The following is a 25,595-nucleotide window of genomic DNA, read 5'->3' on the forward strand; positions in this document are numbered from 1 at the left end:
CCCGTAGCGTCTGGCGAGCACGGATGTCGGTTCCAACGAGCGGGCGATGTCAGCCCGCACGGCAGGTGTCGTGCGGGCCTGTGGGTGGATCTGAAGCATCATTCGCTCTCCTTGCAAACGGAAGAAAACCATGGAGCGTAACGCGGCATCGCCCACGCTACACCATCCCAATGACGTCTCACAACCTGACAGCTAAGTAAGCGCAATCCCGTAAGGACTCTTTCATGATGCAGAAACAATCTTCTTCGTTCTTGGTGGCCTTCTCCTTTGGAGCGCTTCTTATGGTCGGCTGCTCCCAGCCAAGCCACGCTGCGGATCCCGTCCCCGCACTTGATGCGGCCGGGCATCATCTGGCCGTGCGCTCTGCGGGACAGCTCGACCACATGATCGAGATGGATGGCCAGCCGCTCCTGCATGATACCGACGATGAGACTGTTGGTCTGCTTGGCCCCTACACCGGACAGGGACACAGTTATGTTCTGCTGGCGAAGAGCGCTGGCGGCAACGCCTGCGAGATGCAGTTCCAGGCTATCGATCTCACCACTTCCCCTGCCCGCCTCAGTCCTGTGTTCGGCGACTGTAGCCCGGACGTGCAGGTGAAGATCAAAGGGGGTGTGCTGCACGCTACAACCGGTGGCTACACCGGACGTCCGGGCGTCGGATCACCGAAGATCAAAGGTGAAACGGTGATTTTCGGGGATGGAAAGTTTACGCCTGCCCGCTAAACATAATGGGGCAATGCTCGACGCTCTCCATATCGCCGGATCCTGGTCCATTCTGCGTTCCCGTGTTCTTGAACAGGTGGACCGCCTCACCCGGCAGCGTCTGGGCCAATCGGACATAACGACCGACGTCCTGCGCCCCATTCTTTCGACCGCCATCTTCTCCCCTCCCCTTCCCGTCTTTATCGCGGGGAGCACGTTACCCGACGGCAGTTTCCTGCCTGATACGCAACTCCCGGAGTTCGCGGAACACGCTGCCAATGCGCGGACACTGGTTGAGACGGCCATCCCTGCCCTGCCAAATGGCTACCAACTCGAGGTCGCTCTTGATCTGGACCGCCAGAGACTGGCGTTTGTCGCGTCCCTGGTCGCATTGAATCAGGGGGAAACTGCGTCCGGCCCTCCCGGACAAGACAAGTGTCGTCCGGTCTCGACACCGGCACCGATCGGACAGGCGCCAGCCAATGTCGCTCGCTGGTTCACGGCTTTGTCCGAGGTCGAACTTCCCGAGCATGACGGGCGACTGGAGACGTCGCAGGCCGCTGTCGGAGCGTTCGTGCAGTTAGGCAAGGCTGCCAACACCCGACGCACCTACCGCTCTGCCATCCGGGGCTGGTGTGCCTGGGCAGCACGCCATGACCTCCCTGCCCTGCCAGCACGCAGTGAGCACGTTGCGACCTATCTTGCGGATCTCGCGTTGCGTGGTCGTAAGCCGCCGACCATCGAACTCCATCGCGCGGCGCTGCGGTATCTTCATCACATCGCCCATCTCCCCATTCCGACGATGCACGCGCTCGTCTCCGAGACGGTGGCGGGCATCCATCGCTCCTCAAAGAAGACGATGCCCCGCCAGGTAAAAGGTCTGACATGGGAAATGGTCTGTGAGATCGTCGACACGATCCCGACAACCTCACTGGTGGATGCTCGCGACCGTGCCATTCTGCTCCTGGGCTACGCGGGAGCGCTTCGACGCTCCGAGCTGGCGTCGATCCAGCTCGAACACGTCAAACTGGATGAAGACTGCATGCGGCTCATGCTGCCTCATTCCAAAGGCGACAAGAAAAACGAAGGCATAGAAATCGTCATCCCCCGCGGGATTACCCGACATTGTCCGGTACGGGCGTGGGAGACGTGGTTACGGCAGTCAGGACTGAAGCCGCGTGATAAAGAGGCGGGCGATCCCAAGGCAGCAGATGCTGCGAAAGACACCACGGCCGCGTTTCCGAGAATATGGTTGCCGGCAGCAGCCAAGAGCGACGAGACGCCCCCTCCCCCTAAAATCGGCACAAAGAGCCTTTCAGACTGGTCTGTGGCGACGATCATCAAGCAGCGTTGTCAGGCGGCCGGAATTGAAGGTGATTTCAGCGGGCACAGTCTGCGTCGGGGCGCCATCACTACCGGAGCGCAGGATGGTTTTGACCTTGTGTCGCTCAAACGCTTCTCCCGTCATCGCGATTATCGGGTGCTGGAAGCCTACATCGAAGCAAACGAAGCTTTTACGAAACATCCCGGGAAGACGCGGTTTTAAGGACACCGAGCTTTCACAGAAGATGTGTTCGTTGCTGACGTGCACATTTTGTGTTTTCTGCCGACAGCGGATCTGGTCCGCGGATAGCCGAAACCGACTCGAATCCGATTCCCTTATTAAGCGCTCTTTAACCGGAACTAATTGACCTTTTGTGTTTTCTGCCGACGATTATTTTCGCTCAGTTTTCCAAGTGTTTATTGCCGACACATCAGCCCCACAGCGTCAACACAAGCAGTTATCCACAATTCGAAATGTGTTCTCCGCCGACGGTAAAAAAGCACCCCGAAAAAAAACAGATGATTTTCAATGAGGTATCTTTTTATCCACGTGTTCATTGCCGACGAAACAATATACTTCTAACAATATTTCTTAAATAGCTCTTGCGTCAGCAACGAACACTTTGGCAGATCTAATACGTCAGACACGAACACATCGCGACAAACGTCAGCAACAAACACATCGACAGCCTCACAAGACCGTGCATTTTCTCATCTCCTTGGAATAGCTTGGATAAGCGACGTGAAAGATCGAGTACCCGCACAGGATGATCTTTTTGAAAATATCCACGGGCTCGTTGAGACCCACGGCGCGAGCGAAGCGCTGACGTTTGCCCAAACATACGCAGCAACACGTCCATCGCCACGTAGTCCGTCTCTATTAGACGTAATAGCCGGACGTTCAGGCCGTAAAGTCATAGATGCCGTCTCTTCCTCACTTGTAAGAGAAGCAGAAGGTGGCGGAGAAATTGGATATACTTACTCCGCATGGTGCCTTGCCGGTCTTCCACATAAAGATCGCGAGCCGGGCGAAGATTGGCTAATAAAGACCGACTACGCGCAACTGTTGGTAAGGCCGGGTGTACGTCTGCGGGATGATGACGTAAGAGAAGATCTATCGGTCCCCTCTGGTGCCATTGCTCGGCTTCTCTTGATTGACTGGCAATCTGAAGCTCTGGAAAATCGCAGCAGAGAGATTTATCTTGGGAAAAGCCCTGCGGTTCTACTCAAAAAACTTGGTTTGAGCCGCGGCGGTCCTATTTCACGCAAGCTGTTGGAGCAGATTGAGCGATTAGCCACCTGCACGATCGACTTCAAATTTGGGAATGATCAGGCCGGAGTAGTGGTTAATGAACGATTGGTAGAAAGTTTTAGGTATGTTGGTGAGGTGGATCCACGCACCAAGCGAACAACGCGTATGATCGAACAGATCACGCTCTCTGAGGCGTTTTATAATGAATTGCGGCGTCATCCTGTATTGATCGACCGCGCTGCTATTAAAGACATTCAAACATCGCCACGGGCTATTGACGCATATTTATGGCTTGCTTTTCGCTTGCACGCCTTGCGTGACGAAACACCTGTGTCATGGGCTGCACTGTGGAAACAGTTCGGTCGTGAGTTCAAACTTTTACGACAGTTCAAAGCAGAATTCCAAGAACCCTTGGCACTAGCTCTGGCCGCTTATCGGGCAGCTAAAGTGAAAGTCACGGAAAGAGGGGTTGTATTATCCCCCTCTCCTCCTCCTGTCGATCACTGAATGTTTTTCTTCGGTACCGAAAATTCACTGTACAACTGTGGAAGCTTTTCCAGCAAGAATGAAACAAACTCCGTCGATTTCTCGCTGCGGATGTCGATCTTACCCTTGCGAATTCCAATTTCTGCTTTCACGAGCACATCTTTGCCGGGCGATTCCCATAGAAGTGCCTCCTCCTCCACTCCAATAGCAGGCGACGTCTTCGACCCGACAGCAGCGGAAAGAGCGGCTTTAAAGCGCTTTTCATCATCTGAAAAATGTTCTGATGTTTCTTGGACGAACTTAATACAGCGTTTTTGTCCTCCAGGGGATTTCAACGCATCAGCGAACTCCAGCCATCTCTTTCGGCCGATGGTCGAACAGCGCCCTAGAAAGGCAACAATTTCATCACTGAGCGCTCTCGCTACACTAATGAGGCGAGAAAGTTCAGTCTTGTCTACTCCTAGCGCGGCCATCGCAACATCGCGACCATACCCTTGCGCCTCAAGCTTTGTTGCAAAAAGGGCTCGCTCCAGAAATGAGAGATCTGTACGCTGACTATTCTCCTGACCTTGTGCGATCAGAAGATCTGCGTCACTCAGATCCTTCACGACTGCCTTCACGGGAATGCCGAGCTCTAAACAAGCTCTCCACCGTCTGTGACCAAAGGCAACTTGGTAGCGACCTGACGTGGATTGGCTTGGTCGAACTAAGATTGGAGATAGCTGGCCACGTTCTGCGATAGCGCTTCTTAAGGACTGAAAAGTATCATCAGAGACAGCAAGGCGGTCAGGCAGAAATGACGGATCAACAATACTCGGATCAATCTCTATTACATGGGTTCCGTCCCTAAGCTTCTCCTCAAGCTTTTCTGCTTCGTTTGCCTTTGCTTTGAGATCACCGAGACTACGGGCTACCGACCCCAATGCACCGCTTCGGCTAAACGTACCTGATGGCTTGATTACATCCGGGCGGTGTGTGTCGGATTGGGTGGAGAGCAATTTACCGAGGGTGTGGTTACGAGCCATATTCTACTTCCTCACATAATTCAGTTGGTCGGTTGACACCTGTCAACAAGTGCTAGCTTTCCCTTCCCCACGCACGGAATATGAGGTCTCGTATCTCGCCATTCACCGCGTTAACCGATTCCAAAGCTCGATCGTACGTTGATCCAGTCAACTGCTTTCTCTCGATTTCAAAAAGAGACTGTTTCGTAATGGCGGCATCCGAAATGGCTGTGGTTTTAAGCATCGGGTGCGTAAGGACATGATCACCGAAAAGAGATCGCATAAAAGCTGCCATTTGGGTCTGGGGACCATCAGACGGTTCAAACCGCGTAAGAAGATAGCGGACCCAACTGTATGAGACGTTCGCACCAGCATTTCGCAGATGCGTCATCACGTCGCTCATCATCATAAGAAACTGACACATAGACATGACGTCTAACATTTGCGGATGGACAGTAATAAGGAGACCTGTTGCGGCACATACAGCTGACATTGTGAGATAACCAAGCTGCGGGGGACAGTCGATTACAACCACATCGTAATGATCTTCCACTTCTTGCAGTGCCTCATCAACACGCGAGAAGAATACAGCGCCAGCCTCATCAGACGATGCCAGCAGTTTGGGAGTCTCGTACTCAAATTCCATTAGTTCGATGTTGCCCGGAACGATATCCAAGCCCGGGAAATTTGTATGGCGAACGATATCAGAGAGCGGACGTCTTTCGCTGTCATACCGTATGGCACCATAGAGTGTTTCGTTCGTGTGTACGTCGAATTCAGGCTGGAAGCCGTGCAATGCCGACAGACTGGCTTGTGGGTCGAGGTCGATTGCAAGGACACGCAGACCATCAAGGGCCAATCCTTGAGCGAGGTGAGCAGCCGACGTGGTTTTTCCGCTACCTCCTTTGAAATTAACAACCGCGATTACTTGTAGAGCGTCATTGTTGTTGCGGGTTGGTAAATAGTTTCTCCCGTTTCGGGTGTGCGAAGCCAAAAACTGACGTAACTCCAAGATTTGCTCTGCTGAGTAACTCCGTCTGCCTCCCTTACCTACGTGCGGAGTTGGACCTTTTTCCTCTAATGCCAAGTTGCGTAGATATGCTGGGGTGAGTCCAACCAGTTTGGCGACCTCACCAATTTGAAACTGGCGCAAGCCCTTTTTCGCATTTGGAGGAAATAGCTCCATGCGATGTGCTTGGAGCTGCGTGGAAAGCATTTCTGCTTGCTCAGAAAGCAGGACATCCATGCCTTCTTCCAGTGGCGTCATAAGACTCATCGGCAATTCCTTGACGTGCGCTATATAACGGCACATGCGGTATATGGCGAAGGTTGTGTGGCATACCGCAGTTAATCACCGTAATCCGCCGTGTCAACCGAACTTTTCTCTCGATATTCACGGATACGATTACGCACACGACAGATAGTTGACACCTGTCAACTGCAGTCAGCGACAGAAGGACAGAAGGACAGAAGGACAGAAGGACAGAAGGACAGAAGGACAGAAGGACAGAAGGACAGAAGGACAGAAGGACAGAAGGACAGAAGGACAGAAGGACAGAAGGTGGCACCAGCCCGGGGCGTGCGCTGCAAGTGGTGGGTTCTCGCCATGCTCGCCCGCTGCGCGGCCTGCGCGTGGCTCCGATCCCGGCGCTGCGCGCCGCACCTGCATCCCCCACTCCGGCCCGGTCGCCGGGGAGGCATCAAGGAGAAGAAATGAGGTGAGACCGAAAGGTCAGCCCGCTTCCCGCTCCTGACGGCCAATCCCGGTCATCCCAGCAATCTGGCAACCCGACCCTCGAGCGAGGCGTCGGGCGCTGCCGTTTGGACGGAGTGCGTCATGTCCGCGTCTTCCCAGCAGTTCAGCCTGTTCGACACCACCGCCCTCTCGAGCGACCTCGCCGCCCTGTGGTCGCTTGATGACGACCAGCCAGTCCCCGAACTCCCCGCAGCCCCGGCTGAAACCCTGCGGATCCCGGCCTGTGACTTCAGGCTCAACGGCGTGCGCGGCCTCGCCCAGGGCTGGAAGGCCCGCGCCGAAGCCAACGTCGCAGCCATCGCGCTCCTGACAACGCTCGAACGCGAGGATCGCAATGCAACAGGCGCAGAGCAGGCGGCGCTGGCGCGGTTTACAGGCTTCGGGGCCGGTGAGCTGGCCAACGGTCTGTTTCCGGCAACCGGGAATGAGGTGCGGAAGGGCTGGGAGGCCATCGCCTCGCAACTGACACGGCTGACCAGCGAGAGCGAGCGCGCCGGACTGCAACGGGCGACACAGTATGCCCACTATACGCCCGAGCTGATCGTGCATTCGCTGTGGGACATGGCGCTGCGGATGGGCTTCAGGGGTGGCTCGGTGCTCGAACCGGGTTGTGGCACCGGCCTGTTCATCGCAGCCCGACCGGAAAAGCTCGAAGGAAAGATCGCCTTTACCGGCATCGAGAATGATTCCGTGTCGGCCCGCATCGCCCGCAGGCTCTATCCGAACCAGTGGATCCGCAGTGAGGACTTTACTCGCGCCGCCCTGACACAGGGTTACGATCTGGCCATCGGCAACCCGCCGTTCTCCAACCGGACGGTGCATGGCCGCGACGGTCTGGAGAAGCTGGGCCTGAGCCTGCACGACTTCTTTATCGCACGCTCGATCGAGGCGCTGCGCCCGGGCGGCATCGCGCTATTCGTGACGTCACGCTACACGCTGGACAAGACCGATCCTACCGCGCGCCAGACCATCGCCGGGAGCGCGGACCTGCTGGGAGCCGTCAGACTGCCCGAGGGCGCAATGCGCGATGACGCGGGCACAGACGTCGTGGTGGACGTGCTGGCCTTCCGCAAGCGCGAGATCGGTGAAGCACCGGGCGACGAGACCTGGCTTGCAACCGGCGAGGTGCCGGACAGCGATGAGGGCAACGGCCCGCTGATCGTCAACCGAACCCTTCTCGAAAACCCCGCGCAGGTCCTCGGCACGCACGCCTGGACCACCACGCAGTTCGGTCCCGGTTACACCTGTGCGCCCCGCAAGGGCACCAGCCTCGACGTCCTGCTTCCGGAAGCCCTGAACCGGATCGCGCCCAATGTGCGGTTCCTGCCACCAGCGGAGAGCCGGATCGTCCGACCGGCAGGCGACGGCGTGCGGATCGGCACGGCCGCGACCGGCGCAGACCTCAAGGAAGGCAGCTACTTCGTCGAGAAGGGCACGCTGCATCAGATCATCGACGGGCAGGCCCGGGTGGTCGCAATCCGCAAGGCGGGTTCCACAGAGGGCATCTTCGCGAAGCACGGTCGCATCATCGCGGCTCTGGTGCCGGTGCGTGACAGCGCCCGCGCCGTGCTGCGCGCGCAGATGGACAATCAGCCTTACGGGGATCTGCAGCGTCGGCTGAAAAATGCCTATCTCGGCTTCGTGCGTGAGTTCGGTCCAATCAATCACACGCGGACCAGCGTGCGCGAGGATCCCGAGACCGGGGCGAAGCGTGAGACCCAGCGCCGCCCCAACATCCAGCCGTTTCTCGACGATCCGGATGTGTGGCTGGTCGCCTCGATCGAGGACTACGACGAGGCGACGGACACCGGTCGCATGGGGCCGATCTTCTCGGAGCGAGTCATCCACGCGCCAGTCGAGCCTGAGATCCACGGCGCACATGATGCCCTGGCGGTATCGCTGCACGAGACCGGACGGGTGGACGTGCCGCTGATGGCCGAGCTGCTGGGACGCAGTGAGGCCGATACGCTGAACGAGCTGGGTGACAGCATCTATCTCAACGCCGAGAAGAGTGGGCAGGGCAGGGACGTCTGGGTCACAGCCGACGAAATGCTGTCAGGCGCGGTGCGGACCAAACTGGCCCGCGCCCGCGAGGCCGCGCAGGGCGATGAGCGCTTCGCCCGCACGGTGACGGCGCTTGAAGCCGTGCAGCCGTCCAATCTGCGTCCGTCGGAAATCACTGCGCGGCTGGGTGCCCCGTGGGTGCCGGTGAGCGACATCACAGCCTTCGTCGCGGAAGTGATGGGCGTCGAGACGACGATCCATCATTCCGCAGCCGTCGCCTGCTGGAGCGTGGATCGCAGGCCATTTCTCGGCAATGCGGAATCAACGTCCGTCTGGGGCACAGCCCGACGCAATGCCGGTGAGCTGCTCGAAGATGCGCTCAGCCAGTCGATCCCGAAAATCTGGGATCACTGGCGCGACGAGAACGGTAACGAGCGCCGTGAACTGAACACGCAGGAGACCGAGGCCGCCAAGGAAAAGCTGGCGGCGATCAGGCGCGCCTTCGAGACGTGGGTCTGGCAGGACGCCGATCGCTCCGACCGTCTCGTGGCACTCTACAACGACACCTACAACAACCTGGTGCCACGCGCGTTTGACGGCTCGCATCTCCGTCTGCCCGGAGCAAGCAGCGCCATCACGTTGCGGGTCCATCAGAAACGGGTGATCTGGCGCATCATCGCCGCCGGACGCACCTACATGGCGCACGCGGTCGGGGCGGGCAAAACCTTCTCGATGGCGGCCGCGGTGATGGAGCAGAAACGCCTCGGTCTGATCAGCAAAGCGTGCATCGTGGTGCCGGGGCACTGCCTCGCGCAGATGGCCCGCGAGTTCCTGATGCTCTACCCGACCGCGCGCATCCTGGTCGCTGACGAGACCAACTTCGTGAAGGCGAAACGCCAGCGTTTCATCGCCCGTGCGGCCACGGAGAACTGGGACGCGATCGTCATCACGCACGACGCTTTCAAGTTCATACCGGTGGAGGCCGGTTTCGAGCGCGAGATGATCGAAGACCAGATCAGCTCTTACGAAGCCGTGCTGCGCGACATCGACAAGGACGACAAGATTTCCCGCAAACGTCTCGAGCGTATGAAGGAGGGCATGGAGGCGAAGCTGGAAGGACTGGCCTCGCGCAAGGACGATCTGTTGCACATGGGTGAGATCGGCATCGACCAGATCCTTGTCGATGAGGCGCAGCTGTTCCGCAAGCTGTCCTACGCGACGAACCAGGCCGATCTGCGCGGCGTCGATCCCAACGGCTCACAGCGCGCGTGGGATCTGTTTACCAAGGTCCGCTATCTCGCAAAGACCGACCCGACCCGGCCGCTCGTGATGGCGTCGGGCTCGCCCGTGACAAACACGATTGCGGAACTCTGGAATGTCGGCCGTTACATGGACCTCGCCGCGTTGCAGGCCCGCAACCTGCACGAGTTCGACGCCTGGGCCGCGAACTTCGGTGAGACCCGCACCGAACTCGAACTGCAGGCCAACGGCCAGTATAAGCCGGTCACGCGCTTTACCGAGTTTGTGAACGTCGCTGACCTGATGGCGATGTATCGCGACTTCGCGGACGTGGTCCAGTCAGACGAGCTTCGCCGATACGTCAAACTACCCACGATCCGGGGCGGTTCGCGCAAAATTGTCGTCGCGGAAAACCACGATGACTTCAGGGCTTTCCAGAAGAAACTCGGCCAGCGCATGAAAGCCATCGAAAACCGCACAGGTCGGCCACAGAAGGGCGACGATATTCTGCTCAACGTCATGACCGACGCCCGGTTTGGCGCGATCGACCTGCGGTTCGACCAGCCATGGGCCGCCAATGACAACCGCTCGAAACTGAACCTGCTCATTCGCAATGTTTTCGCGATCTGGCAGGAGACTGCGGCCAATCGCTACACCAATCCGGACACAGGGCGTCCCTACGATCTGCCCGGCGCGGTGCAGATGATCTTCTCCGATCTCGGCACGGAATCCTCGCAGGGCAAGCGTGGCTTCTCGGCCTATGTGTGGATGCGCTCCGAACTGATCCGCATGGGTGTGCCCGCCGAGCAGATCGCCTTCATGCAGGATTACGACAAATCGGCCGCGAAGCTGCGGCTGTTTGCCGATCTCAATGCGGGGCGCAAGCGGATACTGATCGGCTCGACCCCCACGATGGGCACGGGCGTGAACGCGCAGCAGCGCCTGATCGCCCTCCACCATCTCGATGTGCCCTGGCTGGTGGCCGACATCATGCAGCGTGAGGGACGCATCGAGCGTCAGGGCAATCAGAATCCCGAGATCCGGATCTTCGCCTACGCGCAGCAGGGATCGGTGGACGCAACGAACTGGCAGCTTCTGGAACGTAAAATGCGCTTTATCTATCTCGCAATGTCGGGAGACAGGTCGATACGTCGTATCGAGGACGTCAGCGGCGAGACCAATGACTTCGCGATGGCGAAAGCGATTGCCTCTGGCGACATGCGCCTGATCCAGAAAGCCGGTCTTGAAGCGGATATCGCCCGGCTCGAACGCATGCAGGCCGCGCATTACGACGACCAGTTCAACATCCGTCGTCAGGTCCAGCAGGCCGAACGTGATATTGCGAAAGCGCAGGCACGTATTCCGAAAATTGAAGCCGCCATCGCGCAGCGTGTGGACACCAGGGGCGAGGCCTTCGCACTGCATCGCGAGATGGGCGTGCTCGACAGCCGCGAGAAAGCCGGTGCGTGGATCCTCTCCCAGGCAAGACTGGCCGAGCGTGAGGGGAAGGAGGGCCGCTGGAGCATGGGCCGTATCGCCGGTTTCGATGTCATCTGCGAGGCGCGCGAGCGTTTCATCCTGGTGTCATCCAGGGTTGAAGAACAGGTCCGGTCTTCCATCTTCCTCGACACACCTGCCGGTGACATCGACGTCGAGGCCGGCAGCGAGACAAAACCGCTCGGCCTGATCTCGCGGATCGAACACGCTGCACTGCGCCTTGACAGCATGCTCGCTGAGGTCTGTCGTAGTCTCGCGGACGCCGAACGTCGTCTGCCCGGCTTTCAGGCGCGGCAGGGACTGCCCTTCAGGGAAGCGGACGACCTTGCGGCCAAGCTCGCCGAGCTGGTGGCGCTCGACGCCGATCTCGAAGCCTCTGGCAAGGACGACGACGAGGTCGAAGAGGCCGCGAACGACGATGGCGCGGAACAGACGGCAGAGCCTGTCGGGGAGGTGGCCTGAGAAGTAGGGCAGAAATTACCAGAGAAGGAGAAGGAGAAGGGCAGGGGGCGGCCACAGGCCGTCTGACCGCCGCAAGGGTTCGCCCCGTTCCGGTGCCGCGCTGACGCGCGCCCTTGCCCCGGCCAGCCGTCTGTGTCGCGGCGAGAGGCATAGGAAAAGGAGTAATCGGACAATGAACGCGCCCCATCCCGATGACATTGTGGTCTGGCCTGACGATTTTCATGCGAGGGTCGGAGAGGTCCGGTCAGGACAGTTCAGTCACAGATCGGATGATTTTGAAATTGTCGCGTGCGAGGACGTCCAGCGTCTGCGCGCCCTGGGTGTCGACGACGGGGAGGCAGGTCATGAGTGATCTGTCTGTCGCACCCCTTGCGGACACCGTGTGTGGCGAGCCGATAGAGGACGCGCTTGTGCTGGTGTTTCAGGGAACGGCGAGCCAGCTGCCCGTGCATGTGCAGGAGAAAGCCCGCCGTGAGTTCATGGTGTCAGTGTCGGTCGCGCCTGACGATCTGTTCCACGATGTCCGTGACAGGCTGCTTGACGATGTGGTGCGGGCGGTTGGCGGGCTGGAGTGCGATGACCGGACGGCGGCCAGTCTCCGCAGACGTTTTCTTCCGGCTGTCCTGAAGGCGCTCCCCGGACAGTCCTGTGCTCTGGTGGAAGACGATGCGCCAGTCAGTCCTCTGAACGCTGTGCCCGTTCAGATTACAGACGATCCTGTCGGGGAGGGGGAGCAGGCTGGTTGGTGGCGCGTCGTCGATGGCAGCGGCCAGCACACGCTCTCACAGCCTGTGCCGACCCGGCCGTTGGCGCAACATCTGGCAGACGGCGTGAACGCCGCCGACCCGTCGCAGGAATGGTACCGCTACTGGTTTCTTCTGCGATAAATCCGCGAGTTTTCCGGCAATTCATTTCTGGTGTGGAGATCATCACCATGTCCCATCGTATCGCCTACGATGCCGTCGCCGTGCGCTTTCCGATCGACGCGCTGCGCAGCGCTTTTCCCGAAACCCGCCTGTTCGACGATCAGTTTCTGCTGTTCGAGCTGGGTGGCGACAACAATCTCACCACCCAGCAGTATCGCGGCAACCGCCTGGTAGAAATACGGGTGCGCGACTGGAGCCTAATGGCGAGCGGCAAGAAATACGAGGTCATGAAGACTGTCGTCGAAAATGCAGCGTGGTGCGAGAACGGGTGCCTGCGGCTGTCCGGCAGCCGTGACACACAGGCGGAGACCTTTATCCGCCGTTACCGTAACGTCGTGGACGTGGCGGTTACACCCGAGACGCTCGGACGCCATCTCGGATGCACTGTGACGCTGAATGTGCCCGATCCGCAGACTGTCGATAACGAATGGCGGCACAAGGAACTGACCGCACTGACCGCATGTCTTTCCGGGCGGACGCCCGAACGGATCGGCAACCGGCTTCAATGGTCCCTGTATCCTCTACGCGACATGCGTGACGCGGCCCTTCTGTTTTCCTGGCAGCATTTCGATGAGCGGCGGATTTTCAATCGTGCCGAGGTCAGCGGGCACGAATACGACGCAACGCCGCTGGCAAAGCAGATGAGCACAGGCACGCTCGCACTGGTGTTCTGAAAACGAACGCTGTCAGCGGAAAAAAGAAGACAGGGCAGGGAAGGAAGGGAAGGACGCGCCACAGGCCGTCCGTCCGCCGCAAGGGTGCGCCCCGTTCCGGGGCCGTGCTGACGCACGCCCTTGCCCCGGCCAGCCGTCTGCGCCGTCGCGAAGAGCAAGAGGCAGAGAAAAAGAAAGCCTCGCTATCCAGAAACCGAGGAGATGACCGTGGCAGAACTTCGTCGCGTGGACCCGAAAACACTCGTTCCAAACCCGAACAATCCGCGTCGCAGCGTGGTCGATCCCCGCATCGAGCACCAGATGGCGCTTAACACAAAAACGATTGGCCAGATTCAGCCGCCATGCGTGCGTGTGCTCGACGATGGCAGACTGATGATTGTGGCCGGACATCGTCGTGTGCGCGCCTGCATCGCCGCCAAAATCCCCGAGATCGACGTCTACGTGCGTGAAGGCGATGAGAAAACCCACGCCATGGCCGCGGTTGCCGAGAATGTCGTGCGGGAAGGCATGTCGGAATCCGATCAGTGGCGAGGCGTCGTCGAGCTTCGCAATGTGGGAGCCAGTGACACTGAAATCTGTCGCACGTTCATGATCACACCGGGTTATCTGCGTGGATTGGCTCTTCTGTCGAAGATGCACGGGCCGATCATCGCCGCAATCGACGCCGGCATAGGGCCGTCGCATCAGGAGCGTAACGCGATCGCGCGCACACCGGTCGAGCGGCAGCGTGACGTATGGAGCGAGATCTGGGCGGAAAGCGGGGATGGCGAGGCCGATCCGGCCGACTACCTGATGACCGCAGAGGATTTCGAGTATTTCGACTGGTCCGATTTCGTGCGGGCGCTCGATCAGACCGAGCTGTATGCGCGCAATTTCGCATTTGACGAGACGACCGCCAAAGAGGCGGGTGTCGTCTGGGAAGAAGACCTGTTTGCACAGGGAGGCGAAGACAACCGCTACTGCACGAGCTATCCGGCCATGTTCAAGGCGCAGACGCTCTGGGCGCAGAAGGAGTTGCCAGAAGGAGGACGGCTTGTTTCCGCCAACGAGTATGGTAACGCCAGCGTCCCGGAAGGTTTTCGCAGCGTAGGAAACTGGGAGACCGCGTTCGAGGGCGATACGCCGATCTCGTGGGTCAGGGCGGATACGCTTGAAATAAAAAGCGGCCACATGCGCTTCGTTCCGGCCCGCGCGGATGATGGGGACCCGACAGGCGCGCTCGATGTCACCACGGTTCCTGTTTCGAATGCCCCGAAGGAACGTGCCGACATTTCGGGAACCGGACTCAAGCTGATCGGCGAGGTCCGCACACAGGCACTGCGGGAGGCGCTCACTGCTGCGCGTGAGGACGTGGATCCGTGGGATCTGGTCGGTGCGTTCGTGCTGGCGCTGAGCGCGAATAATGTGACGATTCAGGGCGATCACACCTACGACCCGTATGGCGGCGGATCCGCGCGTGACCGGGCGGTCGGCCGCGTCTTCCCCGAAGGGGTGCTCGTGCGCGATCCCGCGACCCTGCGCGGCGCGGCGGTGGATGTGCTGAGCAGTTTCATGAACTGTGACGTGAGTATGCACAGCGGCAGCGGCATGCCGGCACAGCTCCTTGGGGTGCTGTTTGGTGCGGACGCCCATATGCCGAACATGGCCTTTGAGGAGTTCCTCAAGACCTATAGCAAGCCCGGCATCACCAAGGTGATGAAAGCCGAGGGGCTGGAAGAAAAACCAACCGGCAAGGCCATGCGTGAGGCGCTTTTGGCCCATGTCGGAAAGGGACGCTGGGTGCCGGAAGCCGCAGGCTTCAGTGAGGCGATCCCCGCATGGAAGGCCGAACTGGCGCGCAAGGCCAAAAACGCGGCCGCGCGGGCGGAGTTCAAAGCGCGGATGAAGGAGGAAATTGTGGAAGTGGACGACACTGAAGAGGAAGAGGTGGTCGATGAGGAGGAGAGCGACGATCGCGCACCGGTCGAATTGATAGGGCCTGCCGATAGCCCGGATGCGGACGAAGGCAGTTCAGCCATCCCGGCAGCGCCCGTTTCGGAATGCCAGGCCGATCCGCGTATTCCGCGCGAGCTGACCGAACTGGCCCGCGCCATGCCCGATCACTTCGAAGTCGTGACGGTGTAGCCGCGACCATGGCCAGGACGGGCTGTGCGCCCGTCCATGACATGCTATCAGAACATCCCGGGGGCCGCCTGATGAGCCGGAGCGGCGAAACATCGCGTGAGACCATGCGCGCGGTGTCGCGGCCCCCATCAATCGTGGTCGGCCATGGCGCTTCGGGGGCCGCAGCGTCTGGCCTTACTGTGAAGGGAAAACCATGATCGTCGTGATCGTGGTGGACCGGAAGTGGCTAAAGCGGGTTCTTCGTAAAACGAAGAAGGCCCTTCAGGCGGTTGGAGCCGTCCTGAAGAGCCTATCCGAATAGTCGCTTCCTAACACCGAGGCGGGGGGTTTACTTTTCCGGGTAGCCCCCCAACTCGGCTTCAGAGTAGGGCATACCGACCACGATTTTCAAGGGGCGATGCACATCCGTGTGTCGCCCCTTTTTTGTCTTTCCGCACACGGACAGGTCCGGCTTTCCGGGACAGGCTGTTCTGGAAAGATCAGCAGAGCAGGAAAGCAAAGGACGAAGAAAAGCAGGGAGGGAAGGGGGCGCCACAGTCCGGCGTCCTCCACAAACGGTGGGTTCTCGCCATGCTCGCCCGCGCAGCGGCCTGCGCGTGGCTCCGATCCCGGCGCTACGCGCCGCGTTTGCTCCAGCCACCGGCCCGTGCCCGCTCCAGAAGCATCAGGAAAGATGATGAGAGGAGCAGAGAATGTCGATTTCCGAAAATCCCGTGATGGTGGGCACCATGGTTTCCACGATCCTCTACAACCGGGGACGCGGTTACGTGACCGCCGTGTATGGCGAAGTCGGGAAAACACCCGTCCGGTCGCTGGCAGGGCGCAGCATCATGACGGGTGGCTCAGCCAGCTTTGACATCGTGTTTCTCACGGGACAGCGCAGTCTGCGTCTTCCCGAGGCGATCCTGCGCGGCGTACAGTGGACCGTGTATGCGCGTGAGGACGGGTTCGCCGATGCGGATGAACTGGAACGGCTGGTAACGCAGGCCGAAGAGATGGCTGCGGAAAAGGCTCGCGAGAAAGCCGAAGCAAAGGCTGCGTTCGACGCCGAGGTGGAGCGCCTGCGCGCCGATCCGGATCTCGCACATCTCAAACAGGGTGATGAGGGAAGCGGTACGTTGGCGGCGGCCAATCTGCGCGTGCTGCTGAAAAAGCGCTGGCCGAAGACCCGCTTCCGGATCCGCAAGCAGCATTACGGCAGTCTGATCGTGAGCTGGGAGAGCGGTCCTGCGGAATCCAAGGTCAAAGAGGTCACCGACCGGTTCATAGGATCCGGATACGATCTGATGAACGACTGCAGAACCACCGTGACTACGCCCTGGAACAAGGTGTTCGGTCACGCTGATTACATCAGCCTCTGTCCCCCTGCGGACGAGCCGATCCCGGGCTGAGCGGGCCAATCCTTCAAACAGTCTGTTTTTCCAAAGGAGAGTTTTCATGTCCGCAAGCCTGACCCGTGAACCGCCTGTCCTGAGCTGGGGGAGCGAGCACACGCCTTTCCAGCGAGACGGGAGGGTTGCCATCACGGAGATGTCCGCCTGTTCCACCACCGCTGAATACGCGGCCGGTCATCTCGGATTTTACGGCTACCTGCGCGTAGCCAACCGTATCTGCATCCGTGCCGCCTGTGTCGGCATCTTCGATCTTCCGGACCGGTGCTGGCGGGAGTCCTACGAGGCGCAGGAGCCGCCCGAGGACGTTGTGCGTGAGGCCCTTGAGGAGGAGGGGTTCACCGACTTCTGACGGTGCCCGCCGTCTCCTCTGTTTCCGTATTCCCTGTAACGCCGCCCCCGAGGCGGCTTTTTCATGTCCGGAGATCTGACATGCCGCGTTTCACACTCTCCGCTCTGCCAGTCTATCGCCTTGTGCTGGCGCACGGTGCGATCCTCAAAAGCGCAGGCGAGACCGAACTCGATCAGCCCGTCACCATCGTTGCCGACACCCTTCCCGACATTGCCCACAAGGTCCAGGAATACGGCGAGAAGGTCAGCCATCACGCGCCTCGGCGCTCGTTTGGCATTTTTATCGGCTGCGAGCGTGGTGTCCGTAAACCCCCGGGGTTTGAGACCGCACGGCGCCACCAGCAGCTCAATCTCGAGCGCTGGACACACGTGATCTATCCCGAGCCGGAACACGGCGATGACCAGCCGGGCGTAAGGATGTGGGGCAGCGCCGAGACACCATTCCAGATCGACGGGCAGCCGCCTTTCTGGCGGGAAACCCACGTCGATGAGTTTGTGGAACCGGCGCAGGGCCATCTGGGGTTTTACGGTTGGCTACGTGCCGCCAATGCCGCCGTGCAGCGCAGAACTCACGGCAGGCGGATGGTGCTGGACTTCGCCCGCGCCGGCACGCTGCGTGTCGGATATGACGCCCATGAGCATCCCTACGACGTGGTGGAAGCCTTTGCGCTTCAGCCCGAGAACGCATGAAGGAGGGAGTGAAATGAAAGACCTGCCCTCAATCACGCGCAGCAACGTCGGTCGCCACGTTGTCGAAACCTGCGAGCGTCCCGATGGCACCGTTCTGCTTCGCACGCCTGAGATCTATCCAGTCAACGCCCGGGACTGGCACGGTCCCTATTCGGATGTCACGGCGGCTCTCGCGGATTTCACCGCACGTACCGCTCTTCCCAGAATCAGCCGCAAGCATCTGGCATATCTTCGTCGCCACGGGTTCGCAGGCGACGTCTGCGGCAAGGAGATGATTACCCGCCTCGACCCATGGACGGGTGCGACGACGCTGAGTGACTACGAGCTGGTGGAGGAGATCGCGAATGGCTGAATATCGCGTGCGGATCATCGAGCGTTCCGTCCTGTCCGACAGTGCGGCCTTCCTGATCGAGGCGACCTGCGCCGAAGAGGCAGCCCGCATTGTGCTCGATGCGGCCGCTGACGATGTTGAAAGCTGCGGGGCGCGTGCCGTCGTGCTTCCCGACGGTCGTGAAGCTTGGCTCGACTGCGATGACGTTGTGCATGGCGAGATTGTGGCGCGGGTGGAAAATCCTGCCACAGATGAGGAGATCGGGACGTTCGGCGGAAGTGTGTGGTTTGAGCCGGGTCCGGCTGACACCGACACACTGGTCGGTGTGATGGAGCAGGTCCTGGCGGATCCTGCCCGGCTAGAAGCACACAGTGCCTGTCGCTGGCTTCTGCGTCGTCTGGAGCAGCTGCAGGAGGAAAGACAGGAAGAAGGGTAAGGCAGGGATGGGGGCGACCAGAGACGCCCGACCGCGTCAAGCGGTGGCTCCGCACCGCGCTGGCGCGCGCTTTGCGGTGCCGGCGCAGGCGCCGCGCGTGACCCGGCCGGTCGCCCCCGGTTCGCTTGGAAGCATTCAGAGAGGAGAATGTTTCCATGGCATACGCAGCCTCATCCATCCGTTCCCGCAGCGTCACCGTCCGCAGGCCCACACGCTGGATCTGCACATCCGAGCCAGTGCAATGTCATCGGTGCGGCATGGAGTGGGAGAACGGCGACCCGGCCCTCACACTTCCCTGCGCCGGCTGTGGCGCGGATGCTGGCGAGCCATGCCAGCGTCGGGCGGGCGGCAACGAGACGGTCTGCATCAAGCGCGACCGCGCGGCTGAAGCGGCCGGTCTGTTGCGGCCATGCGAACGTCTGACGTGGGACGGTCGGCATACCAAGCCGCTGCGGCTGTCCGGAACGCCGTTGCCGCACATGCTGCCGGTGCTGACGGGCGCGCCCGTGAGTCGGGTGCTGTGAGCACGCCGGATCTGGCCAGCTACGAGCACATCATCGTCGCCTGTTCCTTCGGCAAGGATTCACTGGCCAGCACGCTGCATCTTCTCGAATGTGGCGTGCCACCAGAGCGTATCGAATGGTGGCATCACCTGGTCGATGACGGAGCCGACATTTTCGACTGGCCGCACGTGACCGACTACGGACGCCAGCTCGCCGCCGCTCTGTGCGTAACCCTGTATTTTTCGGCCCGTCAGGGCGGGATCGTGCGCGAGATGCTGCGCGAGGACGCGCCTACCGCACCGGTCTGGTTCGAAGCACCCGAGGGGCGCGTAACGGTCGGCGGACGCGGCCCGCGCAATACACGGCGACGTTTCCCGCAGGTGTCGGCAAACCTGTCAGTGCGCTGGTGTTCGCCGTACGCCAAGATCATGGTCGCCGACACGGTCTTGCGGAATCAGGCCCGGTTCCAGAACAGCCGGACCCTGTTCATCACGGGAGAACGCGCCGAGGAATCATCGAACCGTGCCCGATATGCGTCTTTCGAGCCGCATCGCTCGGATCTTCGTGACGGTCGTGTGCGGCGACACGTCGATCACTGGCGACCTGTTCACGCCTGGGACGAGGCTCAGGTGTGGGATTGCCTGCGCCGTCACGGGGTGATTGCGCCGCTACCCTATCGGCTTGGCTTCGGACGGCTGTCGTGCCTGACGTGTATTTTTATGTCGGCCGATCAGGCGGCGACCCTGCGCTACATGGACCCCGCACGGTTTGCCCGGCTGATGGCATGGGAGCGTGAGTTTGGCTGCACGATCCGCCGCGACCGTGATCTCCCGGCACTTGCGGCTACCGGCGAGGTGTTTGCACCCGTGCTGGCAAGGCCGGATCTGGTGCGTCGGGCGCTCTCGCCCCGCTGGCGTGGCCCGGTGCTCTGCGCGCCGTCACGCTGGCAGATGCCTACGGGCGCGTTCGGCGAGAATGCCGGCCCGGTGTGACAGTTTCAGACACACTGTCCGTCGCCGCCGCCAATTTTTCCAGAGAACGCGCTGCACAGTCGCACAAACTACGCGGACTATGTGGCGCTGAGTTCTCACTACCACGCTCAAAGGAGCCTGTCATGTCTGATACCGCCACAGCCACCGTTGTGTCTCTCCCGATTGCCCGTCAGCCGCGTAACATGCGGCGTGTGCTCGATCTGAGCACGGCCCATCTGGAGCGTGGTGACACCCTGGAATTCGAAGAATATCTCGCAACACAGGGACAGAACGGCTCAATGCCCTGTCTCTCCGGTCCCCATGGCTGGCTGGTGTCGGTGCCCGACGAACTGGCGAGCATTCACGACGACGCCTCGCCGGGTCTCTACGCCATTCTTGCCTACGCGAAGGAGGCGGGATGCGATTGGGTGCTGTTCGACCGCGACGGAAACATCGACGAGCGTTTTCCGGTGCAATGGCGGGACTGACAGATACGGGAAAAGGCAGGCGAAGGCCGCACCAGACGTTACCGTCCAATGCAAAGCGTGGCTCCTCGCCGCGCTGCGCGCGCCTGCGGTGCCGACGCGATGCGTCGGCTTTGCATTGGTCGTCAACGCCCGGTCGCGCGGGAAGGGTCCAGAGAAAATAAAGGATCCGAACCATGTCCAGGCGCAACTTTCCGATCACACGCGACGACGCGAGAGAAATCATCGTGGCCGTCACGGGGTTCATGCTTTTCATGGGGTTGATCACAGTCCTGATCGTGGGACCGGGCTTCTTCCTGCCCGATATCGACGATCTCCTCAGTCTTCTGTGAGACCTGACCAGTCGTTCCTTTCGACCGCCCACGAGGCGGTCTTTGTGTTTCAGGAGAGTTCTGATGTTGCGTCAGTATCATACCTCGCCCTTTCAGGGCGGCCACAACCCGCTGCGTGTCGGCACGATCGCGCTGGGTTCGATCTTCCGCTTTCCCAGCCCGCGCCCCGGTCGTCCCTATCGCACGGTGCCGTGGATTGTGGAGGGTTTCTGCAATGGCACGCTCGCCGCAGCCGTGCGCAATCCGATCACGGGATTCTGGGAGGATCGTTATGTGAGCGGACGCTCGCATCTCGCGCTGATCCGCTGCCTTGCGAACACCCGACGCTCCTGCGTGTCGGTACGCATGCTGGCGCAGCTCGAAGACGAAGGGCAGGGTGGGGGCCGCTACCCGGATCTTCCCGATGTCGCGCGGTTCCATAACTGGTATCGCAACCGGAGACAGGCGGCATGAGCGCGGCCCCGATCCTGTGCGAGCGTGTGCGCTCGCCGCCCCTCGTGGCGGATCAGTTCACGCCGACCCAATGGAGTAGTGCGGCCGACAAGGCCAGAATTGGCAACGTGATCCTGCGTTTTATCGCGCAGGGAATGCCCGCTGAAAAGTTCACCAAAGCGCTGTATGAGCGGGTCAGCCTGATGTGGGGGAACATCGCTCATTACAATGTTTCAGGTTTCAGATCGGTCTGGTTTGAGGATGCGGACACCCGGCACAGATTCCTGAAGAATATTGTCGAGTATCCCTGCTGGGGCGACCCGGCTTTCACATGGTCGGACGTTGAGCGCGAGATCGGCCTGCGGGTGCGGGACAGTCTTCTGGTAAGAGCCTGGGAGAGTCGCGCCATCGCGGCAAAGGAGACCGCGGAACGTACCCTGCTTGCCACATTGATGAAGAAGCACGGTATCGCCAGTGTCGAAATGCCTGTCGCCAGACCAGGAACACAACTGGGACTGTTCTAAGGTTTGTGGGGATTCACATGAGGCTTGGGTTATGATTCAAGTTTCGGATGGAACGCTTTGTGCTGACAGACGCCCAATGGGCATTGATTGAGCCCCACTGCCTTGGCAAGCCCACTGATCCGGGACGGAGCGGTCGGGACAACCGTCTTTTCATGGAAGCGGTGCTGTGGATTGTCCGGACGGGCAGTCCGTGGCGAGATCTGCCGGCCCTGTTCGGCAACTGGAGCACCGCTTTCCGTCGCTTCAGCGACTGGCGCAATGCCGATGTTTTCAAACGGATTTTCGATGCTCTTTCCGGTGATCCGGACATGGAATATGCCATGGTCGATGCAACGATCGTAAAAGTTCACCGCCACGGTCAGGGGGCAAAAGGGGGACTCAGAGCCAGGCCATAGGCCGCTCGAAAGGCGGCATGACGACGAAGATTCTCGCGCTGACAGATGCCTTGGGTAATCTCGTGCGTTTCCGCCTGATGCCCGGCCAGCGCTTCGACAGCGTAGACGTGCCACCGTTGATTGACGGCCTCGAATTCGACGCTTTCATCGCCGACAAGGCGTTCGACAGCAACACCATCATCGCTGAACTCAATGAAAGGGGCGCCACAGTCGTCATTTCCCAGCACCCAAGGCGTTCAAGGCCGCTGCCGCTGGATCGCGAAATGTATAAATGGCGGCATCTGATCGAGAACTTCTTCTGTAAACTCAAGGAATTCAAACGCATCGCCATGCGTGCCGACAAAACGGACAAAAGCTTCAGCGCCATCATCTATCTCGCCGCAGCCGTTATACACTCACGATGAATCCCCACAAACCTTAGGCGAGGCTCAGTGTGCCGTGACCGGTTAGCGCCGCACTGAGGAAGGCCAGTGCTGCGCATGGATATTTGCGGATTTCGATCAGCGCGCCGTCCGGCACGGCCAGACGGTAGGCTCCACGCTCGATCGCACAGCATGGCTCGCCTTCGAGGAACTTCACGCCTTTGCCGGTCCGAAGCGCCTGACGTGGGCCGAACACGCCTGCAATATGGCGGCCGCCCAGAAAAATGTCGGCATTGAACTGTCGCCAGACGGGGGCGCGAATGTCACGCTCCTCGACCTGGACATGGACGTTGCACTGATCGGCCCACGCCTCGGGTGTCCCGTCCACGCCATAGAGTGTGCGACAGATCCCCCGCACATTCTCTTCATGGTCGGCGAGGAAGGTCCAGCCGACGGTTTTGCCCTGCCAGCGACCTTTGAAACGTCGGCATTGCGTAGCCAGCTCGGGATGGAAATCCGCCAGCAGAATCACGCGATCTTGCGACACGGTGACAACAGCCACGTCCGTTCCTCCTGAAATACCCGGTGATTCTAGAAGAAATCGCGCATCTGTACAACCGAAGACATGGGGAAATGAAGGAAAAATAACAGAAAAACGAAGGAGAAAGATCAAGAAAGACCCGCTGCCGAACCGCCTGTCGGTTGTCGCGGTCTGACAGGTCCGTCGTCACGCGCAATCCCCAAGCCTGCGGTCGCTCCGGCACCGTGAAGCCGCAAGCGGCTTCCGCACCATGCCGGATCGAGGGAGTGCGCCTGCCGCCTGATGGCCCTGTCCGCCTGACCGCTACCGACAGACGGTGCGGCATCGGGCCTCACCCTGTTGGTAAAGACACAGGGAGACGGCCATGTCGGACGTCGTAAATCGCATCATCCTCGTGGGATTCATCGCACAGCCTCCAGAATTCGAGAGCGGGGCGGGCGGAGAAAAGACCGCTGCGCGTTTCTGGTTGTGCACACATTGGAACTGGGCAGACAGCGAGCCGTCGCCGGGTGCTGACGCGCTGGGTTGGCACTACGTCGTCTGCACCAAGGCGCATGCGTTGCGGGCGCTCGAGAAGCGCTGCCACGTAGGCACACGGATTTATCTCGAGGGCCGTGCGCGCTCACGCATGATTGTCGAGAATGGTCTGACACGCGGTGTGGTCACGGATGTGACGATCGAACCCGAGAACTGTGAGCTTCACATTCTCTGATGCTTACGGGAGAGCGTGGCACACGCGCTCTCCCTTCATTCTCCGATGGAGTAAAGATCATGATGTTATCCTCATCCTTTTCGGGTGCCCCGGTCGCGCGCCTACAGGCCCGCGCCCTGGCCCGTCATCTGGAAGGCGAAGCCTTGCATATCGAGGGCAACCTCGTTCTTCCCGAACTCTCCGATCATGCGCGCGCCCGTCTGCGCCGCACGGCCCACGAAGTGCGGCGTCGTCGTTCGGACAAGCTGTTTGAGAGCCGTCTGCGCGACTTGGCAGAGCGTGATACGCCACGCCGGACTCTACGGGCATGAGCACGCTTTCGCTGGGCTCACACACGACAGGGCGAAAACTCTCTGGTATGGTCGGGTATCTCATCAATCGAGGTGCCGCCATGACCAGACACACGCCGATCACCGATACAGAGCGCGCGCGCCGCGCCGAGGCCATCCGGCAGGCGACGGGAAGCATCGCACTCGAGGGTTTCACAATCACGGATGAAGTGCGCGCCATCGACCGCCGCTTCATCGAAGGCGAGCTGGACGATGACGAATACCGAGAAGAAATCTTCAGACTCTGTCGCGCCGAATACGCCCGTCTCGCTGCAGAGCGGATCTCGTCTGTCTCTTGACGGTCTCCTCTCGCGGGTCCGTATCACTGAACTCGAACGCAAGCCCCTCACAGGGTCATTCGATCTCGATCATCTCAAGAAAACGCACGCCTACATCTTTCAGGACTTCGACCATTATCCCGGCGCTGTTCAGAAGGTCAGTCCGGGGCAGGTGCGTGGAGACAGCCGGATCTGGATGAAGCCACGCACTCTTGAGGGCACGGACGTCCAGTATGATGTGATGTATGCAACGCAGCATGTCGGTCAGAAGGCCAGCGAAGCTCTTGAGACGTTCCATCAGCTTGGTGGCGTCAAGGAACTTGCTGGTCTCAGTCTTCGTGAAGCCGGAAACCGGCTGGCGGATCTCTATGCGGATCTCGACTATGCTCACGTTTTCGAAGAGGGCAATAGCCGGACGCTTCGCAGTTTTGTGCGCTCCGTCGCCCGCAAGGCGGGATTCGACCTCGACTGGACACGCACAGGTGTGACGCAGGAAAGCCGAAACCAGCTTTATGTGGCGCGCGATGTGGCGGTCATCGAGCGGGCTTTTCCCGGCATGACCGAGGCCCGCGCGCTCGAGGACGAGGGTATGGGCTATATGGCCTTCCAGACGCTTACTCAGCTGCGCGAGCTTCAGGGCAAACGCGATCTCGGAGCGATCATCTCAGCCGGCCTTACCCGGCTGGAGCCGACACCGCAGGCAACGCCCGAGATCCAGAGTGGCCGGAGCGTCTTTGGCCGGATCGTGGATTCCTTCTTTCGCAAGCCCGCAACAGAGGTCAGGCAGGAGCCTTCTGGTGTAGCACCTGAAAAAGCGCCGTCACCCGAGAGGCATGAAAGCCCCGGGCCGTCAGTGCCGAAACCTTCGGACCGGTCGCCAGGCCCCGGTTTTTAGGCAGACGAAAAAATACATTTTTATCCATGATCGTGCGTTCAGTCGCACGAAGCGTCTGCATGATGTGACCTCGTTGGGGTCGTTTGCGGGAGGGGGCGAAATCCTACGTTAAGGCTTTGGCCAGCGATATTCTCCGGTGAGATTGATGTGCTCCCATCCGAGCGGAGAGACGTGGGCCAAGAGATC

28 protein-coding genes and 2 pseudogenes are annotated in these 25,595 nt (G+C 60.1%); 25 read left to right on the plus strand and 5 right to left on the minus strand.

The window, feature by feature from the left end; all coding sequences use genetic code 11:
- Window positions 1-99 (minus strand): annotated as a pseudogene (locus tag GVI59_RS16505) (IS481 family transposase); the annotation flags it as partial.
- Window positions 100-224: 125 nt separating this feature from the next.
- Between GVI59_RS16505 and GVI59_RS16510 the strand changes: the two are divergent.
- The 3 genes from GVI59_RS16510 (at window position 225) to GVI59_RS16520 (ending at window position 3,786) form a co-directional block, all read left to right on the plus strand.
- Complete coding sequence (locus GVI59_RS16510) at window positions 225-725, plus strand: hypothetical protein (RefSeq protein WP_173575177.1); 501 nt, start codon at window positions 225-227, stop codon at window positions 723-725.
- 13 nt (window positions 726-738) lie between these two features.
- Window positions 739-2,250 carry a tyrosine-type recombinase/integrase gene (locus tag GVI59_RS16515; RefSeq protein WP_173575178.1) on the plus strand — a complete coding sequence of 504 codons (1,512 nt, stop codon included), beginning with the start codon at window positions 739-741 and terminating at the stop codon, window positions 2,248-2,250.
- A gap of 519 nt (window positions 2,251-2,769) precedes the next feature.
- Window positions 2,770-3,786: a replication protein RepA gene (locus GVI59_RS16520; RefSeq protein WP_173575179.1), complete on the plus strand. Its 1,017-nt coding sequence runs from the start codon at window positions 2,770-2,772 to the stop codon at window positions 3,784-3,786.
- On the opposite strand, the gene repB is transcribed toward GVI59_RS16520, so the two are convergent.
- Both repB and repA read right to left on the minus strand, forming a co-directional pair.
- Entirely contained in the window at window positions 3,780-4,790 is a 1,011-nt protein-coding gene (repB, locus tag GVI59_RS16525) for a plasmid partitioning protein RepB (RefSeq protein WP_173575180.1), read from the minus strand. The two genes, GVI59_RS16520 and repB, sit on opposite strands and share 7 nt — an antisense overlap.
- Before the next feature lie 52 nt (window positions 4,791-4,842).
- A complete protein-coding gene (repA, locus tag GVI59_RS16530; RefSeq protein WP_173575181.1) occupies window positions 4,843-6,045 on the minus strand; it encodes a plasmid partitioning protein RepA in 1,203 nt (400 codons plus the stop codon).
- A gap of 285 nt (window positions 6,046-6,330) precedes the next feature.
- On the opposite strand from repA, the gene GVI59_RS16535 reads away from it, so the two are divergent.
- From GVI59_RS16535 to GVI59_RS16560, 6 genes are all read left to right on the plus strand, one after another.
- Window positions 6,331-6,486, plus strand: coding sequence for a hypothetical protein (locus GVI59_RS16535; RefSeq protein WP_173575182.1), 156 nt, complete (start codon window positions 6,331-6,333; stop codon window positions 6,484-6,486).
- A gap of 120 nt (window positions 6,487-6,606) precedes the next feature.
- Window positions 6,607-11,727, plus strand: a complete 5,121-nt coding sequence (locus tag GVI59_RS16540; protein WP_173575183.1) for a lactate dehydrogenase — start codon at window positions 6,607-6,609, stop codon at window positions 11,725-11,727.
- Window positions 11,728-11,899: 172 nt separating this feature from the next.
- Entirely contained in the window at window positions 11,900-12,079 is a 180-nt protein-coding gene (locus GVI59_RS16545) for a hypothetical protein (protein WP_173575184.1), read from the plus strand.
- Window positions 12,072-12,614 (plus strand): hypothetical protein, encoded by a 543-nt coding sequence (locus GVI59_RS16550; protein WP_173575185.1) that lies wholly within the window; start codon window positions 12,072-12,074, stop codon window positions 12,612-12,614. Before GVI59_RS16545 ends, GVI59_RS16550 begins: the two co-directional genes overlap by 8 nt.
- A 47-nt stretch (window positions 12,615-12,661) precedes the next feature.
- On the plus strand, window positions 12,662-13,327 hold the full coding sequence (locus GVI59_RS16555; RefSeq protein WP_173575186.1) for a hypothetical protein: 666 nt from the start codon (window positions 12,662-12,664) through the stop codon (window positions 13,325-13,327).
- A gap of 201 nt (window positions 13,328-13,528) precedes the next feature.
- Window positions 13,529-15,451: a ParB N-terminal domain-containing protein gene (locus GVI59_RS16560; protein WP_194299169.1), complete on the plus strand. Its 1,923-nt coding sequence runs from the start codon at window positions 13,529-13,531 to the stop codon at window positions 15,449-15,451.
- Window positions 15,452-15,779: 328 nt separating this feature from the next.
- Here the strand turns inward: GVI59_RS16560 and GVI59_RS16565 are convergent, their stop codons facing one another.
- Window positions 15,780-16,091 (minus strand): hypothetical protein, encoded by a 312-nt coding sequence (locus GVI59_RS16565; protein ID WP_173575188.1) that lies wholly within the window; start codon window positions 16,089-16,091, stop codon window positions 15,780-15,782.
- A 52-nt stretch (window positions 16,092-16,143) separates the two neighbouring features.
- Here GVI59_RS16565 and GVI59_RS16570 point away from each other — a divergent pair, with 52 nt between their 5' ends.
- The 12 genes and pseudogenes from GVI59_RS16570 (at window position 16,144) to GVI59_RS16625 (ending at window position 22,696) form a co-directional block, all read left to right on the plus strand.
- Entirely contained in the window at window positions 16,144-16,842 is a 699-nt protein-coding gene (locus GVI59_RS16570; protein WP_173575189.1) for an LPD29 domain-containing protein, read from the plus strand.
- Between the two features lie 46 nt (window positions 16,843-16,888).
- A complete protein-coding gene (locus tag GVI59_RS16575) occupies window positions 16,889-17,194 on the plus strand; it encodes a hypothetical protein (RefSeq protein ID WP_173575190.1) in 306 nt (101 codons plus the stop codon).
- An 80-nt stretch (window positions 17,195-17,274) separates the two neighbouring features.
- Window positions 17,275-17,883: a hypothetical protein gene (locus tag GVI59_RS16580; RefSeq protein WP_173575191.1), complete on the plus strand. Its 609-nt coding sequence runs from the start codon at window positions 17,275-17,277 to the stop codon at window positions 17,881-17,883.
- 13 nt (window positions 17,884-17,896) lie between these two features.
- Window positions 17,897-18,235: a hypothetical protein gene (locus GVI59_RS16585; RefSeq protein ID WP_173575192.1), complete on the plus strand. Its 339-nt coding sequence runs from the start codon at window positions 17,897-17,899 to the stop codon at window positions 18,233-18,235.
- Window positions 18,228-18,650, plus strand: coding sequence for a hypothetical protein (locus GVI59_RS16590; protein ID WP_173575193.1), 423 nt, complete (start codon window positions 18,228-18,230; stop codon window positions 18,648-18,650). Before GVI59_RS16585 ends, GVI59_RS16590 begins: the two co-directional genes overlap by 8 nt.
- Before the next feature lie 155 nt (window positions 18,651-18,805).
- Entirely contained in the window at window positions 18,806-19,174 is a 369-nt protein-coding gene (locus GVI59_RS16595) for a hypothetical protein (RefSeq protein WP_173575194.1), read from the plus strand.
- Window positions 19,171-20,145 (plus strand): phosphoadenosine phosphosulfate reductase domain-containing protein, encoded by a 975-nt coding sequence (locus GVI59_RS16600; RefSeq protein ID WP_338422115.1) that lies wholly within the window; start codon window positions 19,171-19,173, stop codon window positions 20,143-20,145. The genes GVI59_RS16595 and GVI59_RS16600 overlap by 4 nt, the downstream gene beginning before the upstream one ends.
- A 122-nt stretch (window positions 20,146-20,267) precedes the next feature.
- Entirely contained in the window at window positions 20,268-20,612 is a 345-nt protein-coding gene (locus tag GVI59_RS16605) for a DUF5983 family protein (protein WP_173575196.1), read from the plus strand.
- A 173-nt stretch (window positions 20,613-20,785) separates the two neighbouring features.
- Window positions 20,786-20,941 (plus strand): hypothetical protein, encoded by a 156-nt coding sequence (locus tag GVI59_RS16610; RefSeq protein ID WP_173575197.1) that lies wholly within the window; start codon window positions 20,786-20,788, stop codon window positions 20,939-20,941.
- Between the two features lie 63 nt (window positions 20,942-21,004).
- Complete coding sequence (locus GVI59_RS16615; protein ID WP_173575198.1) at window positions 21,005-21,394, plus strand: hypothetical protein; 390 nt, start codon at window positions 21,005-21,007, stop codon at window positions 21,392-21,394.
- Window positions 21,391-21,897: a hypothetical protein gene (locus GVI59_RS16620; RefSeq protein ID WP_173575199.1), complete on the plus strand. Its 507-nt coding sequence runs from the start codon at window positions 21,391-21,393 to the stop codon at window positions 21,895-21,897. Before GVI59_RS16615 ends, GVI59_RS16620 begins: the two co-directional genes overlap by 4 nt.
- A 47-nt stretch (window positions 21,898-21,944) precedes the next feature.
- Window positions 21,945-22,696: pseudogene (locus GVI59_RS16625) on the plus strand (IS5 family transposase).
- A gap of 13 nt (window positions 22,697-22,709) precedes the next feature.
- Here GVI59_RS16625 and GVI59_RS16630 read toward each other — a convergent pair.
- The gene (locus tag GVI59_RS16630) at window positions 22,710-23,216 is read right to left on the minus strand and encodes a hypothetical protein (protein ID WP_173575200.1); all 507 of its coding nucleotides are present in this window, start codon (window positions 23,214-23,216) and stop codon (window positions 22,710-22,712) included.
- Window positions 23,217-23,559: 343 nt separating this feature from the next.
- Between GVI59_RS16630 and GVI59_RS16635 the strand changes: the two genes are divergently transcribed.
- From GVI59_RS16635 to GVI59_RS16650, 4 genes are read left to right on the plus strand one after another with little or no spacing between them, the layout of a single operon-like run.
- The gene (locus GVI59_RS16635) at window positions 23,560-23,907 is read left to right on the plus strand and encodes a single-stranded DNA-binding protein (protein ID WP_173575201.1); all 348 of its coding nucleotides are present in this window, start codon (window positions 23,560-23,562) and stop codon (window positions 23,905-23,907) included.
- Between the two features lie 59 nt (window positions 23,908-23,966).
- Complete coding sequence (locus GVI59_RS16640) at window positions 23,967-24,218, plus strand: hypothetical protein (protein ID WP_173575202.1); 252 nt, start codon at window positions 23,967-23,969, stop codon at window positions 24,216-24,218.
- Window positions 24,215-24,535 (plus strand): antitoxin VbhA family protein, encoded by a 321-nt coding sequence (locus GVI59_RS16645; protein WP_198912173.1) that lies wholly within the window; start codon window positions 24,215-24,217, stop codon window positions 24,533-24,535. The genes GVI59_RS16640 and GVI59_RS16645 overlap by 4 nt, the downstream gene beginning before the upstream one ends.
- On the plus strand, window positions 24,450-25,409 hold the full coding sequence (locus GVI59_RS16650) for a Fic family protein (protein WP_173575203.1): 960 nt from the start codon (window positions 24,450-24,452) through the stop codon (window positions 25,407-25,409). Before GVI59_RS16645 ends, GVI59_RS16650 begins: the two co-directional genes overlap by 86 nt.
- Window positions 25,410-25,595 lie beyond the last annotated feature (186 nt).

The sequence above is a fragment of the Acetobacter sicerae genome (assembly GCF_011516765.1).
Classification (GTDB): domain Bacteria; phylum Pseudomonadota; class Alphaproteobacteria; order Acetobacterales; family Acetobacteraceae; genus Acetobacter; species Acetobacter sicerae.

What these genes read in the sequence shown, in the direction of transcription:
- GVI59_RS16510 (WP_173575177.1), top strand. Translation starts at nt 225, where the DNA reads ATGATGCAGAAACAATCTTCTTCGTTCTTGGTGGCCTTCTCCTTTGGA.
- GVI59_RS16515 (WP_173575178.1), top strand. Translation starts at nt 739, where the DNA reads ATGCTCGACGCTCTCCATATCGCCGGATCCTGGTCCATTCTGCGTTCC.
- repB (WP_173575180.1), bottom strand. Translation starts at nt 4,790, where the DNA reads ATGGCTCGTAACCACACCCTCGGTAAATTGCTCTCCACCCAATCCGAC.
- repA (WP_173575181.1), bottom strand. Translation starts at nt 6,045, where the DNA reads ATGAGTCTTATGACGCCACTGGAAGAAGGCATGGATGTCCTGCTTTCT.
- GVI59_RS16540 (WP_173575183.1), top strand. Translation starts at nt 6,607, where the DNA reads ATGTCCGCGTCTTCCCAGCAGTTCAGCCTGTTCGACACCACCGCCCTC.
- GVI59_RS16545 (WP_173575184.1), top strand. Translation starts at nt 11,900, where the DNA reads ATGAACGCGCCCCATCCCGATGACATTGTGGTCTGGCCTGACGATTTT.
- GVI59_RS16550 (WP_173575185.1), top strand. Translation starts at nt 12,072, where the DNA reads ATGAGTGATCTGTCTGTCGCACCCCTTGCGGACACCGTGTGTGGCGAG.
- GVI59_RS16555 (WP_173575186.1), top strand. Translation starts at nt 12,662, where the DNA reads ATGTCCCATCGTATCGCCTACGATGCCGTCGCCGTGCGCTTTCCGATC.
- GVI59_RS16560 (WP_194299169.1), top strand. Translation starts at nt 13,529, where the DNA reads ATGACCGTGGCAGAACTTCGTCGCGTGGACCCGAAAACACTCGTTCCA.
- GVI59_RS16570 (WP_173575189.1), top strand. Translation starts at nt 16,144, where the DNA reads ATGTCGATTTCCGAAAATCCCGTGATGGTGGGCACCATGGTTTCCACG.
- GVI59_RS16575 (WP_173575190.1), top strand. Translation starts at nt 16,889, where the DNA reads ATGTCCGCAAGCCTGACCCGTGAACCGCCTGTCCTGAGCTGGGGGAGC.
- GVI59_RS16580 (WP_173575191.1), top strand. Translation starts at nt 17,275, where the DNA reads ATGCCGCGTTTCACACTCTCCGCTCTGCCAGTCTATCGCCTTGTGCTG.
- GVI59_RS16585 (WP_173575192.1), top strand. Translation starts at nt 17,897, where the DNA reads ATGAAAGACCTGCCCTCAATCACGCGCAGCAACGTCGGTCGCCACGTT.
- GVI59_RS16590 (WP_173575193.1), top strand. Translation starts at nt 18,228, where the DNA reads ATGGCTGAATATCGCGTGCGGATCATCGAGCGTTCCGTCCTGTCCGAC.
- GVI59_RS16595 (WP_173575194.1), top strand. Translation starts at nt 18,806, where the DNA reads ATGGCATACGCAGCCTCATCCATCCGTTCCCGCAGCGTCACCGTCCGC.
- GVI59_RS16605 (WP_173575196.1), top strand. Translation starts at nt 20,268, where the DNA reads ATGTCTGATACCGCCACAGCCACCGTTGTGTCTCTCCCGATTGCCCGT.
- GVI59_RS16610 (WP_173575197.1), top strand. Translation starts at nt 20,786, where the DNA reads ATGTCCAGGCGCAACTTTCCGATCACACGCGACGACGCGAGAGAAATC.
- GVI59_RS16615 (WP_173575198.1), top strand. Translation starts at nt 21,005, where the DNA reads ATGTTGCGTCAGTATCATACCTCGCCCTTTCAGGGCGGCCACAACCCG.
- GVI59_RS16620 (WP_173575199.1), top strand. Translation starts at nt 21,391, where the DNA reads ATGAGCGCGGCCCCGATCCTGTGCGAGCGTGTGCGCTCGCCGCCCCTC.
- GVI59_RS16635 (WP_173575201.1), top strand. Translation starts at nt 23,560, where the DNA reads ATGTCGGACGTCGTAAATCGCATCATCCTCGTGGGATTCATCGCACAG.
- GVI59_RS16640 (WP_173575202.1), top strand. Translation starts at nt 23,967, where the DNA reads ATGATGTTATCCTCATCCTTTTCGGGTGCCCCGGTCGCGCGCCTACAG.
- GVI59_RS16645 (WP_198912173.1), top strand. Translation starts at nt 24,215, where the DNA reads ATGAGCACGCTTTCGCTGGGCTCACACACGACAGGGCGAAAACTCTCT.
- GVI59_RS16650 (WP_173575203.1), top strand. Translation starts at nt 24,450, where the DNA reads ATGACGAATACCGAGAAGAAATCTTCAGACTCTGTCGCGCCGAATACG.